The sequence below is a fragment of the Hydrogenophaga sp. genome (assembly GCF_041913525.1).
Lineage (GTDB): Bacteria > Pseudomonadota > Gammaproteobacteria > Burkholderiales > Burkholderiaceae_C > Hydrogenophaga.
Genome location: NZ_JAYSFD010000001.1, coordinates 91,891 through 106,343, shown reverse-complemented (window position 1 = coordinate 106,343; position 14,453 = coordinate 91,891). Strand labels below are relative to the sequence as shown.

Below are 14,453 nucleotides of genomic sequence, written 5' to 3'. Positions count from 1 at the left end.
GCGGCCTCAGGCCTGCGCAGCGGTCACGACGATCTCGATGCGGTAGGCCGGGTTGGCCAGCGGGGCCTGCACCGTGGCGCGGGGCGGCGCAGCGCCGGGCACCACCCAGGCGTCCCACACCTCGTTCATGGCGCCAATCTCGCGGATGTCGGTCAGGTAAATCTGCGCACGCAGAATGCGCGACTTGTCGCTGCCGCACTCCAGCAGGCGCTGCTCCACCTGGGCCAGCACGTCTTCGGTCTGGCCACGGATGTCGGTGTCACCGCGCTCGGGCACCATGCCGGCGAGGTAGACCACGCCATTGAAGATTGACGCCTCGCTGTAGCGGGCGGCCATGCCCACGCGGCCAATGTCTCGGCTCATGCCTTTTTGCTCCCCAGCCGGCTTTCTTTGCCAGCAATCAAGCGGTTGATGTTCTCGGCGTGGCGCCACACCAGCAGCACGCCCATCACCGCCAGGCTCAACACCTGAACGCCGGGGGCGTCCCAGGCCACGTCGGCACCCAGCAGGAAAAAGGCGGGGGCAAACACCGCCGTGACGATGGAGGCCAGCGACGAGTAGCGGAAAAAGAAGGCCACGATCACCCAGGTGAGCAGCGAAGCCAGGCCCAGCCAGGGGTTGAATGCGAAGATCACGCCGGCCGCCGTGGCCACGCCCTTGCCCCCCTGGAAGCGAAAGAACACCGGGTACAGGTGGCCCAGGAAAGCGGCCAGGCCCACCAGGGCCACCGTGCCATCGCCCAGGCCATGGGCCGAGCCCCACACCTTCACCGCCACCACGGGCAGCCAGCCTTTCAAGGCGTCGAGCAGCAGGGTGACCAACGCGGCCTTCTTGTTGCCCGAGCGCAGCACGTTGGTGGCGCCGGGGTTCTTGCTGCCATAGGTGCGCGGGTCGGACAGGCCCATGAGCCGGCTCACCAGCACGGCGAACGACAGCGATCCGATCAGGTAGGCGGCCACGGTGGCCAGCACGGGGGTCAGGGTCTGCAACAGCCTCTCCTCGGGGGTTTTTCTAAGGGCGCCTATTCTGCCAGCGCGCACTGCACCGGCCGGGCCCCCAGCGGGCCACTGAGCACGGCGGGGTCGATGCCCACCAGAAAGCCGCGACGCCCGCCGTTGATCCAGATCTTGGGCAAATCGAGCACGGTGGACTCGACGTACACCGGCATGGCCCGCTTCAGCCCGAAGGGCGAGGTGCCGCCCACCAGGTAGCCGCTGTGGCGGTTGGCCACCTCGGGCTTGCAGGGCTCCACCGACTTGGCGCCGATCTGGCGCGCCAGGTTCTTGGTGGAAACCGTGCGGTTGCCGTGCATGAGGATGGCCAGGGGCTTGGCGGCCTCGTCTTGCATGATCAGGGTCTTGACCACGGCAAACGGGTCGAAGCCCAGCACCTGCGCGCTGTGTTGCGCGCCGCCGTGCTCCAGGTACTCATACGGGTGCTCGGTGAACGCCACGCCGTGCGCCTTGAGCCAGGCGGTGGCGGGAGTTTCGCTGACGTGGACTTTTTTCGACATGCAGAACCGCGGCAGGGTTGATCCTTTTCACTGGGCTGGGTCGCGGTGCTGCCAGCGCAGGCGGTCAATGGCGGCCAGCAACTCGGGCGTGAGCGTCACGTCCCAGGCGTCCAGGCACTCGTCGAGCTGGGCTTGCGTAGTCACGCCAATGATGGTGCTGGCCACGCGCCAGTTCTGGTAGCAGAAGGCCAAGGCCAGTTGTGTGGGCGTGAGGCCATGCTCGCGCGCCAGCGCGTTGTACTGGCGCGCCACCGCCAGCGCCTCGGGCCGGCCCCAGCGCTGCTTGCGCATGCTCTCGTAAATGGCCAGGCGACCCTGCTGCCCCACCAGGCCGGTGTCGTCGTACTTGCCGGTGAGCAGGCCGAAAGCCAGCGGCGAATAGGCCAGCAGGCCCACGCCCAGACGGTGGCAGGTTTCGTCCAGGCCGTTCTCGTGTGAGCGGTTCACCAGCGAGTACGGGTTCTGCACCGTGGCCACGCGCGGCAGGCCATATTGCTCGGCCAGGCGCACGAACTCGTGCACGCCGTAGGGCGACTCATTGCTCAGGCCAATGGCGCGCACCTTGCCGGCCTTCACCAGCACGGCCATGGCCTCAAGCTGCTCGTGGATGGACGCGCAGGCCTTGTCTTTGCTGGGGTCGAAATAGAGCTGGCCAAAGGCGGGCACGTTGCGCGCGGGCCAGTGGATCTGGTAGAGGTCGATCACCTCGGTTTGCAGGCGGCGCAGGCTGCCCTCGCAGGCGTTGAGGATCTCGGTCTTGGTAAGCCCGCCCTGGTCGCCGCGAATCCAGGGCATGCCGCGCGAGGGGCCGGCCACCTTGGTGGCCAGCACCACTTTCTGGCGCAGGCCCGGGCGGCTGGCGACCCAACGGCCGATGATGGTTTCGGTGGCGCCGCAGGTCTCGGCCTTGGCGGGCACGGCGTACATCTCGGCCGTGTCCAGGAAGTTCACGCCCCGCTCGATTGAGCGGTCCAGGATGCGGTGGGCCGTGGCCTCGTCCACCTGCTCGCCAAAGGTCATGGTGCCCAGGCAAATGGCCGGCACCTTCAGCGCACTCGCGCCCAGGGTCACGTGTTTCATGAAAGCGTTTGTAAAGTTGAGCGGGGTCTTCCAGACTTCATGCTGGCAGGGGTATAAGTCTAGTGGCGACGGCCCGTGCGAAGGGTCGCGGCCGCATCAACTTCCCCACACAGAGGAGTGAACAACATGAAACAAGGGATTTGCCGCGGCTTGCGCGGCCTCACGCTGTGCACCGCAGCCGCCGCCATGGTCTTGAGCGGCTGCGCGAACATGACCGAAACCCAGAGCGACACCGCCAAGGGGGCAGGCATCGGCGCCGTGGCGGGCGCGGTGCTGGGCGGCCTCACGGGTGGCTCAAAGGGCGCCACACAAGGCGCTGTGCTGGGCGCTGGCGCTGGCGCGCTGGGCGGCTACATCTGGTCGAAAAAGATGCAGGAACAAAAGGCCGCCATGGAGCAGGCCACGCAAGGCACCGGCATTGGCGTGAGCCAGACCGCCGACAACCGCCTGAAGCTCGACGTACCGGCCGACGCGGGTTTCGCCTCGGGCCGATCCACCATCAGCCCCACGCTGGGCGGCGTGCTCACCAAGTTCGCCGGCACGCTGCAGCAAAACACGGTGACGCAGGTGACCATCATTGGGCACACCGACAACACTGGCAGCGACGCCATCAACAACCCCCTCTCGGTTGACCGCGCCAACGCCACGCGCGACTACCTGGTGGCGCGCGGCGTGTCGGCCGCTCGCTTCACCACCGATGGCCGTGGCTCGCGAGAACCCATCGCCGACAACAGCACCCCCGCCGGGCGCGCCGCCAACCGCCGCGTGGAAATCTACGTGGCCGAGCCGGCGGCCAAGTAAGCGCGCCACCCCCACGAAAAAGCCCGGCCTTGGCCGGGCTTTTTTTCGCCAGCGCGGTGCGATTCAGGCGCGCTGGCGGGCACGCTCTTCTTCCTGCAGGCGCAGCACGCGGCGCTGCACCTTGCCGGTGGTGGTCATGGGCAGGGCGTCGATGAACTCGATTTCCTTGGGGTACTCGTAAGGCGCCAACTGGCCCTTCACGTGGGCCTGCAGCGAGGCCACCAATCCCTCATCGCCCGCGTGGCCAGCGGCCAGCACCACGTAGGCCTTCACCACCGCGCCGCGCTCGGCGTCGGGCTTGGGCACCACGGCGGCATTGGCCACGGCCGGGTGCTTGACCAGGCAGTTCTCGATCTCGCTGGGCCCGATGCGGTAACCCGCGGCCTTGAACACGTCATCGGCCCGGCCCTGGTACCAGAGGTAGCCGTCGGCGTCGCGCACGGCCAGGTCGCCCGTGCGGCACCAGCTATTGGCCGGGTCACCGCTGTACTTGGCCTGGGTGGCGCGCTCGTTTTTCCAGTAGCCCAGAAAGAACACCGGGTCGGGGTCGCCATGCCGATCGAGCCGGTGCACCGCCACCTCGCCGGGCACACCCACCGGGCATTCCTGGCCTTCGTCGTCGATCACCGACACACGGTGACCGGGGTAGCCCTTGCCCATGCTGCCCGGGCGGGCCGGGTACAGGCGAGCGCAGTTGCCCACGATGTAGTTGATCTCGGTCTGCCCGAACATTTCGTTCACCGTCACGCCGAGTTGCTGCTGGCAGTAAGCAAACACCGCGTCGCCCACCGCCTCGCCCGCGCTCATGATGGCCTGCAGGCCCAGGCGGAAGTGGCGACGCGGCTCGGGGTAGGCCTTCATCATGGCCTTGAGCGCGGTGGGAAACAGAAAGGTATGGGTCACGCCGTGGCGTTCCATCAGTTCGAACGCGGCCTGGGGCGAGAAGCGGCCATTGAAGGCCACGATGGGGCGACCGAAGTACAGCGTGGGCAGCAGCGCGTCCATGAGGCCACCCGTCCAGGCCCAGTCCGCCGGTGACCAGAACACCGCCAGCGAGCGCACCGAGGCGTCGAAGGGGTCAAAGCCGAACCAGTTCTGGCTGCACACGAAGCCGGTGAGGTTGCCAATGAGCGCGCGGTGCGGAATGAGCGCGCCTTTGGGGTTGCCGGTGGTGCCGCTGGTGTAGATGAGCACGGCCGGGTCGTTGGCCCGGGTGGGCACCAGCTCGAAAGTCGGCGCCTGGGCGGCGAGCAAAGGCGACCAGTCGAGCACGTCGGGTAGGCCCGGGTCGTCCACCGCGATCAGGTGGCGCAGGTCGGGGCACTCGCCGACCACGCCGCGCACGGCGCCCAGGGTGCTGGCGTCGGCAATGGCGACCACGGCTTCGCTGTCTTGCAGGCGGAACTGCAGGGCCTCGGGACCGAAGAGCTGCGACAGCGGCATGCCCACCGCGCCGAGCTGCATGACCGCCATGTAGGCCACTGCCGTCTCGAAGCGCTGCGGCAGCACGATGGCCACGCGGTCACCTCGTTGCACCCCCAGGGCGCGCAGCGCGCGTGACAGGCGGTTGGCGCTGGCCTGCAACTCGACATAGCTGTGGTGGCGCTCGGGCTGGCCCGGGGCGCTGGCGATGATGGCCGTGGCGTGCGCGGTAGCCGGATCGGCGGCCCAGCGGCGTGAGCAGACCTCGGCCATGTTGAAGCTGGGGGGGACGAGCCAGCGAAAGTGCTGGCTCAGGTTTTCGTGAAGGTCCAGGGGCGTGTCTCGGCCTTGACTGCGCGCCATCATTGTCTCCAGGCTCATCCTTATGATGATTTGAATGTACCAAGTGAAACGCGAATCCCGCAGCGAGTTTCTGAGCCTGCGAGGGTGGAACTATCACCTGCGCGTCTGGGGTTTACCCGATCCAGCGCGCCCTCCCCTGGTGCTGGTGCACGGCTGGATGGACGTGGCGGCCTCTTGGCAATTTGTGGTGGACGCCTTGCGCGAAGACCGCTGGATCGTGGCCCCCGACTGGCGCGGCTTCGGCCTGACCCGCCCCGAGGGACCGCCGGTGGACAGCTACTGGTTCCCTGACTACCTGGCCGACCTGGACGCCCTGCTCGACCACGTGGCCGGCACCCGGCCCGTGGACCTGGTGGGCCACAGCATGGGCGGCCACATCGCCACCCAGTACGCCGGGGTGCGGCCACAGCGCGTGCGCCGACTGGTGAACCTGGAAGGCTTCGGCATGCCGCAGAGCCGGGCCTCGCAGGCACCGGGGCGGCTGGCCCAGTGGCTGGACGAAATCGCCGCGCTGCGCCGGGGCGAGTCTGACCTGAAAGACTACGACAGCCCCCAAGGCGTCTCGCGCCGCCTGCGCAAGACCAACCCGCGCCTGGACGAGCACAAGGCCGACTGGCTGGCCCGCCAATGGGCCGAACCCGATGGCACCGGGCGCTGGCGCATTCGGGGCGACGCCGCCCACAAGGTGATCAATCCCATCTTGTTCCGCGTGGACGAAACCCTGGAGGTGCTGCAGCGCATCGAAGCCCCCAGCCTGGTGGTGGTGGCCAGCGACGACAGCCTGGGCCAATGGTGGAAGGGCAAGTACACGCTGGAGGAGTTTCACCAGCGCATGGACCGCGTGCCCCATCTGGAGCGCGCCACGGTAAACGACGCCGGGCACATGCTGCACCACGACCAGCCCGAGGCCCTGGCCCGGCTGATGGAAGACTTTCTGGCTCAGGCCTGAGGCCCGAAGGGGCACGGCTGGCGGGCTTGCATGAGAAAATCCGCGTTTTGTGAATCGCCAGGAACAGAACGACATGGAAGCCGAACGCAGCAACGCCATCCGAAGCCAGCTTGAAGACCTGACCACCCGCGTGGTCGAACTTCGGAGGTATCTTTGACTACGATGCCAAGGCATCGAAGTTGAAGGAAGTCGAGTCCGCTCTCGAGGACCCGACCGTCTGGGACAACCCCAAGCGCGCCCAGGAGCTGGGCAAAGAGAAAAAATCGCTCGAAGACGTGGTGCTGGTGCTTGACCGCCTGACCAGCGAGCTGGCCGACAACACCGAGCTGTACGAGATGTCGGCCGCCGAAGACGACGAAGCCGGCCTCATCACCATCGAGACCGAAGCCTCGGCCCTGCGCGCCGACGTCGAGAAGCTCGAATTCCGCCGCATGTTCAACAACCCGGCCGACCCGCTGAACTGCTTCCTGGACATCCAGGCCGGCGCGGGCGGCACCGAGGCCTGCGACTGGGCCAGCATGCTGCTGCGCCAGTACCTGAAGTACGCCGAACGCAAGGGCTTCAAGACCACGGTGGAAGACGAAACCGCCGGCGACACCGCCGGCATCAAGGGCGCCACCATCAAGATCGAAGGCGAGTACGCCTTCGGCCTGCTGCGCACCGAAACCGGCGTGCACCGCCTGGTGCGCAAGAGCCCGTTTGACAGCTCGGGCGGGCGCCACACCTCGTTCGCCTCGGTGTTCGTCTACCCCGAGATCGACGACTCGGTGGAGATCAACATCAACCCGGCCGACGTGCGCGTGGACACCTACCGCGCCAGCGGCGCCGGTGGCCAGCACATCAACAAGACCGACTCGGCCGTGCGCCTGACGCACATGCCCACCGGCATCGTGGTGCAGTGCCAGGACAGCCGCAGCCAGCACAGCAACCGCGACCTGGCCTGGCAGCGCCTGCGCTCGCGCCTGTACGACCACGAAATGCGCAAGCGCATGGAAGAGCAGCAGAAGCTGGAAGACACCAAGACCGACGTGGGCTGGGGCCACCAGATCCGCTCGTACGTGCTGGACCAGAGCCGCATCAAAGACCTGCGCACCAACGTCGAGATCTCCAACACCCAGAAGGTGCTGGACGGCGATCTCGATCCCTTCATCGAAGCCTCTCTCAAACAAGGGGTCTGACCCATGAGCTCACTGCGTGAAGGCCCCACCACGGTGGTTCGCCGCGAAGACTACGCGCCCCCGGCCTACTGGATCGACACCGTCGAACTCACCTTCGACCTTGACCCGGCCAAGACCCGCGTGCTCAACAAGATGCACCTGCGCCGCAACGCGCAAGTGCCCGCCCAGCCCCTGCGGCTTGACGGCGAAGACCTGAACCTCGCCCGCGTGCTGGTCAACGGTGCCGGCTGCTCGTTCAAGATGGACGACGGCCAGTTGGTGCTGGACAACCTGCCCGAGGGCGAGCAAGGCTTCGACCTGGAGATCTTCACCACCTGCATGCCGGAGAAGAACTCGCAGCTCATGGGCCTGTACGTGAGCCAGGGCACCTTCTTCACGCAGTGCGAGGCCGAGGGCTTTCGCCGCATCACCTATTTCCTTGACCGGCCCGACGTGATGGCCAGCTACACCGTGACGCTGCGCGCCGACAAGGCCCGCTACCCGGTGCTGCTGTCCAACGGCAACCTGGTGGAGCAAGGCGAACTGGACGCGGGCCGCCACTTCGCCAAGTGGGTCGATCCGCACAAGAAACCCAGCTACCTGTTCGCCCTGGTAGCCGGCAACCTGGTGGCGCGCGAGCAGCGCATCGTCTCGCGCAGCGGCAATGAACACCTGCTGCAGGTCTATGTGCGCCCCGGCGACATGGACAAGACCGAACACGCCATGAACTCGCTCATCGCCAGCGTGGTGTGGGACGAGGCCCGCTTCGGCCTGCCGCTCGACCTGGAGCGCTTCATGATCGTCGCCACCAGCGACTTCAACATGGGCGCCATGGAGAACAAAGGCCTGAACATATTCAACACGAAGTACGTGCTGGCCAACAGCGCCACGGCCACCGACACCGATTTCGCCAACATCGAATCGGTGGTGGGCCACGAGTACTTCCACAACTGGTCGGGCAATCGCGTCACTTGCCGCGACTGGTTCCAGCTCTCGCTCAAAGAAGGCCTCACCGTCTTCCGCGACCAGGAGTTCAGCATGGACCTGTGCGCCGAGCCCTCGGCGCGCGCGGTCAAGCGCATCGAAGACGTGCGCGTGCTGCGCACCGCGCAGTTCCCCGAAGACGCCGGCCCCATGGCCCACCCGGTGCGGCCCGACAGCTACGTCGAGATCAACAACTTCTACACCGTCACCATCTACGAAAAAGGCGCCGAGGTGGTGCGCATGCAGCACAACCTGGTGGGCCGCGAGGGCTTCGCGCGCGGCATGAAGCGGTACTTCGAGCGCCACGACGGCCAGGCCGTCACCTGCGACGACTTCGCCCAGGCCATCGCCGACGCCAACCCCGACAGCGAACTGGCGCGCCGCCTGCCCCAGTTCAAGCGCTGGTACAGCCAGGCCGGCACGCCGCGCGTGCGCGCCGAAGGCCACTTCGACGCCGCCCAGCGCCGCTACACCCTCACCCTGAGCCAAAGCTGCGCACCCACGCCCGGCCAGCCCGCCAAACAGCCCTTCGTCATTCCCATGGCGCTGGGCCTGCTGGACGCACAAGGCCGCGAAATCGCGATTGACCCGGCCCAGGCCCGCCACGTGCTGGCCGAGGCCAGCGAGACCCTCACCTTCGAGAACATCGATGCCGAGCCGGTGCCCTCGCTGCTGCGCGGCTTCTCGGCCCCGGTGGTGCTCGATTTCGATTACACCGATGCCCAGCTTCTGTCCCTGCTGGCGCACGACACCGACCCCTTCAATCGCTGGGAAGCCGGCCAGCGCCTCACGCTGCGCCGTGCCCTGGCCGCCATTCAAGACAGCGGCCCGGTGAACCCCGCGCCGCTGGACGCCGCCGCCATCGAGGCCCTGCGCGCCGTGCTGCGCCACGACACGCTGGACGCCGCCTTCAAGGAACTGGTGCTCACCCTGCCCAGCGAAACCTACATGGCCGAGCAATTGCCGGTGGTGGACCCGCAGCGCATCCACGCCGTGCGCGAGGCCATGCGCGCGCAACTGGCCGAGGCCCTGCATGACGACTGGGTGTGGGCCTTTGAAGCCCACGCCGACAGCGGCGCCTACCGGCCCGACCCGGTGAGCGCCGGCCGCCGCGCCCTCACCGGCATGGCCCTGGGCATGTTGTGCATCGCCGCGCGCACCCGCCACGACCCGGTGTGGCCCGGCAAGACCTACCAGCGCTTCAAGGATGCCCACAACATGACCGACCGCTTCAACGCGCTGTCGGCCCTGGTGGTGAGCGGCCACGCGCTGGCCCGCGAGGCACTGGACCGCTTCCACACGCTCTTCCAGCACGAGGCGCTGGTGATCGACAAGTGGTTCGCACTGCAAGCCGCCGCCCCCGACCACGGCGGCAACGTGCTGCCCCTGGTGCGCCAGCTCATGGCCCACCCCGACTTCCAGTTGCGCAACCCCAACCGCGCGCGCAGCGTGATCTTCAGCTACTGCAACGCCAACCCCGGTGCCTTCCACCGCGCCGACGCGGCGGGCTACGTGTTCTGGCGTGAGCGCGTGCTGGAAATCGACCGCTTCAACCCGCAAGTGGCCGCCCGCCTGGCCCGCGCGCTTGACCGCTGGAAAAAGCTCGCCGAGCCCTACCGCAGCGCCGCGCGCGAAGCCATCGCCCGCGTGGCCGCCCAAACCGATCTGAGCAACGACGTGCGCGAGGTCGTCACCCGCGCGCTGGCCGACGAATAAGGAAACCCTCTCATGGCAAAACGCATCAGCCTCACCCGCTACCTCGTCGAGCAACAACGCGTCGACGGCCTCATTCCCGCGCAACTGCGCCTGCTGCTCGAAGTGGTGGCCCGTGCCTGCAAAAGCATCAGCCAGGCCGTCAACAAAGGCGACCTTGGCGGCGTGCTGGGCGTGGCCCACACCGAGAACGTGCAGGGCGAGGTGCAGAAGCAGCTCGACATCATCGCCAACGAGGTGCTGATCGAGGCCAACGAATGGGGCGGCCACCTCGCCGCCATGGCCAGCGAGGAAATGGACGGCATCTACGTCGTGCCCAACCGCTACCCCCAGGGCGAATACCTGCTGCTGTTCGATCCCCTGGACGGCTCGTCCAACATCGACGTGAACGTGAGCATCGGCACCATCTTCAGCGTGCTGAAAAAGCCCGAAGGCGGCACCGGCGTGAGCGAGCACGACTTCCTGCAGCCCGGCATGCAGCAAGTGGCCGCCGGCTACTGCGTGTATGGCCCGCAAACCACCCTGGTGCTCACCGTGGGCGACGGCGTGGCCATGTTCACGCTTGACCGCGAGCAAGGCTCTTTCGTGCTCACCAAAGAGAACGTGAAGATCCCCGCCGACACCAAGGAATTCGCCATCAACATGAGCAACATGCGCCACTGGGACGCCCCGGTGAAGCGCTACGTGGACGAGTGCCTGGCCGGCAAGGAAGGCCCGCGCGGCAAAGACTTCAACATGCGCTGGATCGCCAGCATGGTGGCCGATGTGCACCGCATCATGACCCGCGGCGGCATCTTCATGTACCCCTGGGACAAGCGCGAACCCGAGAAGCCGGGCAAGCTGCGCCTGATGTACGAGGCCAACCCCATGTCCTGGCTGATCGAGCAGGCAGGCGGCGCCGCCACCAACGGTCGCCAGCGCATCCTCGACATCCACCCCACCAAGCTGCACGAGCGCGTGAGCGTGATCCTGGGCAGCAAGAACGAGGTGGAACGCGTCACCAGCTACCACCTCGAACAGCGCTGATGTCCTACACAAGCCCGCTATAATTGCGGGCTACGCCGGAATAGCTCAGTCGGTAGAGCAGCTCATTCGTAATGAGAAGGTCGGGGGTTCGATTCCTCTTTCCGGCACCAACAAGCAAACGGGTGGGTGGCCATTGGCCACCCACCCGTTTTTCTTTTTGCCTGATGCTTGCCGGCAAACAGCAAGTCGCTTGGGACTGGGCCTGACCTCCTCGAACAATCGGCACACAGGGTCGGGGCTCAATGATGACGTGCGCCGGCTCAATGACTCCGTCTCATTGCGCATGTCGCTGAACACCAAACAGTGTTCTGACTGGCCCCCAAGACCGGGAACCGGGCGCCCTGCCCGGATCGATTCTGCGCAGCTTGGTTTTCCCGCCTCCTGACCGAACTCGCGTGTCCAAACCTCAGGCATGAAGGCGGCATGCGTATCCCTTGTATGCGCGTTCATCGGCCGTGAAACGAGCGCCACTCAGCCCCTTCTGCCGGAGCCGTGCAATGCAAGGCATGGCGTCAACATAGGCAACAGAAGCGTTGCAGCAAACCAACACCAAAACTGTCAGGAATAAAAAATCCAGCAAATCAATCACTTACCCGATGTTCGTGACATATTTGATGAAGCAAAATGAAAATGCGGATAGCCCATTCGTTGTATCCGTATCACTTTGAAAGGATTGGAAATGAAATCTCTGACAGAAATGGGGACTCGTCTGTTCGTCCTGGCGGCAACTCGCCGCCAAAAGGGCGCCACGATCATCGAGTACGTGCTGCTGGCCGCCCTGATCGGTGTGTTGCTGCTGGCTACCTTCGGCGGCGTCAAGGATGCGATCAAAGGCGCGTTTGATACCGTCTGTACCGCTATCAACGGCGCCGCTTGCACCGGCGGCTAAGCCCAGGTGAAACAGCAGTCCTTGATTGCCCTGGCGCTGGTCCTGGCCGCGCTGGTCACCTACATGGTGGCCCGCGCGCTGGGGCTGGTGGGTGTGGGCTCGTCTGCGCCGCCGCGTTCGATGGTGGTGGCTGCCACCACCATCGGCGCCGGCCAGCCGATCGATGCAGCCCAAATCAAACTGGTGCCTTGGCCCGTCGGCCATGCGCCCGCTGGTGTCTTTGAACAGACTTCGGCGGTGGTGGGGCGGGTGGCCAGGCAAACCGTTTACCCCGGGGAGCTGTTGCTGGAGCCCAAGCTGGCGCCCACTGATGCCCGCGGCGGTTTGGCATCGACCATTGAAAATGGCAAGCGTGCCATTTCGGTCAGGGTCAATGAAGTAATTGGCGTGGCGGGTTTTGCGCTGCCCGGCAGCCACGTGGATGTGCTGGTCAGTGCCAAGGACCTGAAAGACCAACCATTTTCGACCACGGTCCTGACCCGCATCAAGGTGTTGGCGGTGGCGCAAGAAACGCAGTCGACCCACACCGATCCGACCAAGCCCAAGACGGTGAATGCGGTGACGCTGGAGTTGACGCCCGCTGAGGCTGAGAAGCTGGATCTGGCACGCAGCGTGGGCAGCCTGTCGCTGGTGCTGCGAAACGACAGTGACACCTCAGGCGTGGAAACCATGGGCACGCGGCTCAGCCACATCTTGCCTGGCGAATCCACGCATCCCCCAGTCGCACCCCGCGCCAGCGCCCCCGCTACCGCATCGGCACCCGCGCACGCTCGGCCCCGACCGCGCGACGCGGGCCAGCCCGCGTCGCCAGGATCGATCACGGCGATTCGGGGCATTGCCCGAAGCGAGGAGTTGCCTTGACACACGACCCGCCAGGAATGCACACGATGCACTGTCTGACCCGCTGGACTCGGCTGCTGACGCTGGGCGCGGCGGCTTTCGCAGTGGCCCTGTCTGCCACGGCGACGGAGCCGCGCAAGACCATCTCCAAGGCAGACAAATCGGCCAAGCCCTCGGCCAAGAAGGCCAAGCCTGCCGCCGCGGGCCAGAAGGCCGCAGCCATGCCCGTCGCAGCCAAAAGGCCAATGCCGCCTGCCCGGTTGCCAGCCTCTCTGGACATTGCGGCCGGAAAGGCGCATGTCCTGACCCTGCCGTTTGCCGCGCGGCGTGTGGCCGTGGGCAACCCCCTGGTTGCCGACTTCACATTGGTGAGCGCCAGTGAGTTGTACATCTTAGGCAAGAGCGTGGGCACCACCAGCCTCATTTTGTGGGACCAGTCGGGTGCTTCGCGAGTGATCGACCTCACCGTCGGGGCGAACCTGGGGGCATTTGCCGAGGTGTTGGCGCGCGTTCTGCCCCAGGAGAAGGGGATCAAGCTCAGTAGCGCCTCTGGCTCGATCGTGCTGAGCGGACTGGTGTCTGACGCCCTTGCCGCCGACTCGGCGGTGAACCTCGCCTACGCTTTCCTGCGTGAGATCCAGCCCCCTGCCAACATGGCCACTGGAAGCGGCGTCACCTCAGCTGGCCCTACCCGTTCGCCGGTAACGGCCCAGCCGAGCGCAACAGCCACCAGCGCCAACCAGGGTGTGGCGACGGCGCCGAGGGCCCAGGTCATCAACCTCATGCGGATTCGCGACGCTCAGCAGGTGATGCTGGAGGTGAAGATTGCTGAGATTTCCAAGACCTTGCTGGACAAGCTGGGGGTGCGAGGCGTCGATCGCGACGGCCTGATGCGCTGGAACATCATCCCCAACGTGGTAGGTGGGGCCTCGGACAGCAGCCTGGGCTTGTTGCTAGGAGGCGGCACCACGGGCAAGGGCGCCTTGCTCGAAGCGGCCAAGAACGATGGCCTGGTGAAGATATTGGCTGAGCCAACCATCGTGGCCATGAGCGGACACGAGGGCAAGTTCCTGGTGGGCGGCAAGGTTTTCCTTCCGGTGAATCAGGTCACGGGAGGCGGGACCTCTGTCACCCTGGAAGAGCGCGAGTTTGGCGTGGGCCTGAAGTTTGTACCCACCGTGCTGGACGCAGGACGGGTGAGCTTGCGCGTGGCGTCGGAGGTATCCGAGATCAGTAAGGAGCCACTGGTATTTTCGTCCGGCACGACCAACACCGTGCTGCCAGCCATGACCACGCGCAACGTGGCAACGACGGTGCAGCTGCGCGACAGCCAGAGCCTGGTGATCGGCGGCCTGCTGCGCAACAACATCACTGAGTCAGTCAGGGCCTTCCCGCTGCTGGGTGAGCTGCCGGTGCTGGGAGCATTGTTTCGCAGCAGCGAGTTCAACTCGGAACTCACCGAACTGGTGGTGGTGGTGAGCCCCCGTCTCGTCAAGGCCACCGATCAGGCACCACCCTTGCCAACCGACGCCTTTGTGCCGCCGTCGCGCGCGCAGCTCTTGCTGGAAGGCAAGCTGGAGGGCGCTCCGGTCTCCCCCTCGTCTGGAGCGAAATGATGAAGCGATTGCATTGGGGCCTGGGCTGGGTATTGGCCAGCGCGTTGGCGTTGACGGGCTGCGCCGACTGGCCCAGATCCACCACTCCCTTGCTGGACGC

The 14,453-nt window shown here is 66.1% G+C and carries 13 protein-coding genes and 1 tRNA gene; 9 read left to right on the top strand and 5 right to left on the bottom strand.

Features of this window, described 5'->3' with window-relative positions; translation table 11 throughout:
- Positions 1–6 precede the first annotated feature (6 nt).
- The 4 genes from ACE3RQ_RS00500 to ACE3RQ_RS00485 are packed head-to-tail and all read right to left on the bottom strand — an operon-like array spanning position 7 to position 2,593.
- Positions 7–363: a RidA family protein gene (locus ACE3RQ_RS00500; protein WP_374518830.1), complete on the bottom strand. Its 357-nt coding sequence runs from the start codon at positions 361–363 to the stop codon at positions 7–9.
- Positions 360–989, bottom strand: a complete 630-nt coding sequence (gene plsY, locus ACE3RQ_RS00495) for a glycerol-3-phosphate 1-O-acyltransferase PlsY (protein WP_374518828.1) — start codon at positions 987–989, stop codon at positions 360–362. Before plsY ends, ACE3RQ_RS00500 begins: the two co-directional genes overlap by 4 nt.
- Positions 990–1,021: 32 nt before the next feature.
- Complete coding sequence (locus ACE3RQ_RS00490) at positions 1,022–1,513, bottom strand: aminoacyl-tRNA deacylase (protein WP_374518826.1); 492 nt, start codon at positions 1,511–1,513, stop codon at positions 1,022–1,024.
- A 27-nt stretch (positions 1,514–1,540) separates the two neighbouring features.
- Entirely contained in the window at positions 1,541–2,593 is a 1,053-nt protein-coding gene (locus ACE3RQ_RS00485) for an aldo/keto reductase (RefSeq protein WP_374518824.1), read from the bottom strand.
- 126 nt (positions 2,594–2,719) lie between these two features.
- Here ACE3RQ_RS00485 and ACE3RQ_RS00480 point away from each other — a divergent pair, with 126 nt between their 5' ends.
- A complete protein-coding gene (locus tag ACE3RQ_RS00480) occupies positions 2,720–3,394 on the top strand; it encodes an OmpA family protein (protein WP_374518822.1) in 675 nt (224 codons plus the stop codon).
- A 63-nt stretch (positions 3,395–3,457) separates the two neighbouring features.
- Here ACE3RQ_RS00480 and ACE3RQ_RS00475 read toward each other — a convergent pair whose 3' ends face one another.
- A complete protein-coding gene (locus ACE3RQ_RS00475) occupies positions 3,458–5,179 on the bottom strand; it encodes an acyl-CoA synthetase (protein ID WP_374518820.1) in 1,722 nt (573 codons plus the stop codon).
- 34 nt (positions 5,180–5,213) lie between these two features.
- Here ACE3RQ_RS00475 and ACE3RQ_RS00470 point away from each other — a divergent pair, with 34 nt between their 5' ends.
- The 8 genes from ACE3RQ_RS00470 to ACE3RQ_RS00435 all read left to right on the top strand — a co-directional run bounded on the left by ACE3RQ_RS00470 (position 5,214) and on the right by ACE3RQ_RS00435 (position 14,353).
- The gene (locus tag ACE3RQ_RS00470; RefSeq protein ID WP_374518818.1) at positions 5,214–6,128 is read left to right on the top strand and encodes an alpha/beta fold hydrolase; all 915 of its coding nucleotides are present in this window, start codon (positions 5,214–5,216) and stop codon (positions 6,126–6,128) included.
- 73 nt (positions 6,129–6,201) lie between these two features.
- Positions 6,202–7,306, top strand: a protein-coding gene (gene prfB, locus ACE3RQ_RS00465) for a peptide chain release factor 2 (RefSeq protein ID WP_374518816.1) whose coding sequence is annotated in 2 segments (ribosomal slippage) — positions 6,202–6,282 and positions 6,284–7,306 — 1,104 coding nt in all. Because the reading frame shifts where the segments join, the coding sequence is not laid out codon by codon here.
- A 3-nt stretch (positions 7,307–7,309) separates the two neighbouring features.
- Positions 7,310–9,985 carry an aminopeptidase N gene (gene pepN, locus ACE3RQ_RS00460; protein WP_374518814.1) on the top strand — a complete coding sequence of 892 codons (2,676 nt, stop codon included), beginning with the start codon at positions 7,310–7,312 and terminating at the stop codon, positions 9,983–9,985.
- A gap of 12 nt (positions 9,986–9,997) precedes the next feature.
- Positions 9,998–11,008 carry a class 1 fructose-bisphosphatase gene (locus tag ACE3RQ_RS00455; protein ID WP_374518812.1) on the top strand — a complete coding sequence of 337 codons (1,011 nt, stop codon included), beginning with the start codon at positions 9,998–10,000 and terminating at the stop codon, positions 11,006–11,008.
- Between the two features lie 34 nt (positions 11,009–11,042).
- Positions 11,043–11,118, top strand: a tRNA-Thr gene (locus tag ACE3RQ_RS00450).
- A gap of 569 nt (positions 11,119–11,687) precedes the next feature.
- On the top strand, positions 11,688–11,897 hold the full coding sequence (locus tag ACE3RQ_RS00445) for a Flp family type IVb pilin (protein ID WP_374518810.1): 210 nt from the start codon (positions 11,688–11,690) through the stop codon (positions 11,895–11,897).
- 6 nt (positions 11,898–11,903) lie between these two features.
- Positions 11,904–12,758 carry a Flp pilus assembly protein CpaB gene (gene cpaB, locus ACE3RQ_RS00440; protein WP_374518808.1) on the top strand — a complete coding sequence of 285 codons (855 nt, stop codon included), beginning with the start codon at positions 11,904–11,906 and terminating at the stop codon, positions 12,756–12,758.
- A 26-nt stretch (positions 12,759–12,784) separates the two neighbouring features.
- Positions 12,785–14,353 (top strand): type II and III secretion system protein family protein, encoded by a 1,569-nt coding sequence (locus tag ACE3RQ_RS00435; RefSeq protein ID WP_374518806.1) that lies wholly within the window; start codon positions 12,785–12,787, stop codon positions 14,351–14,353.
- Positions 14,354–14,453: the final 100 nt, after the last annotated feature.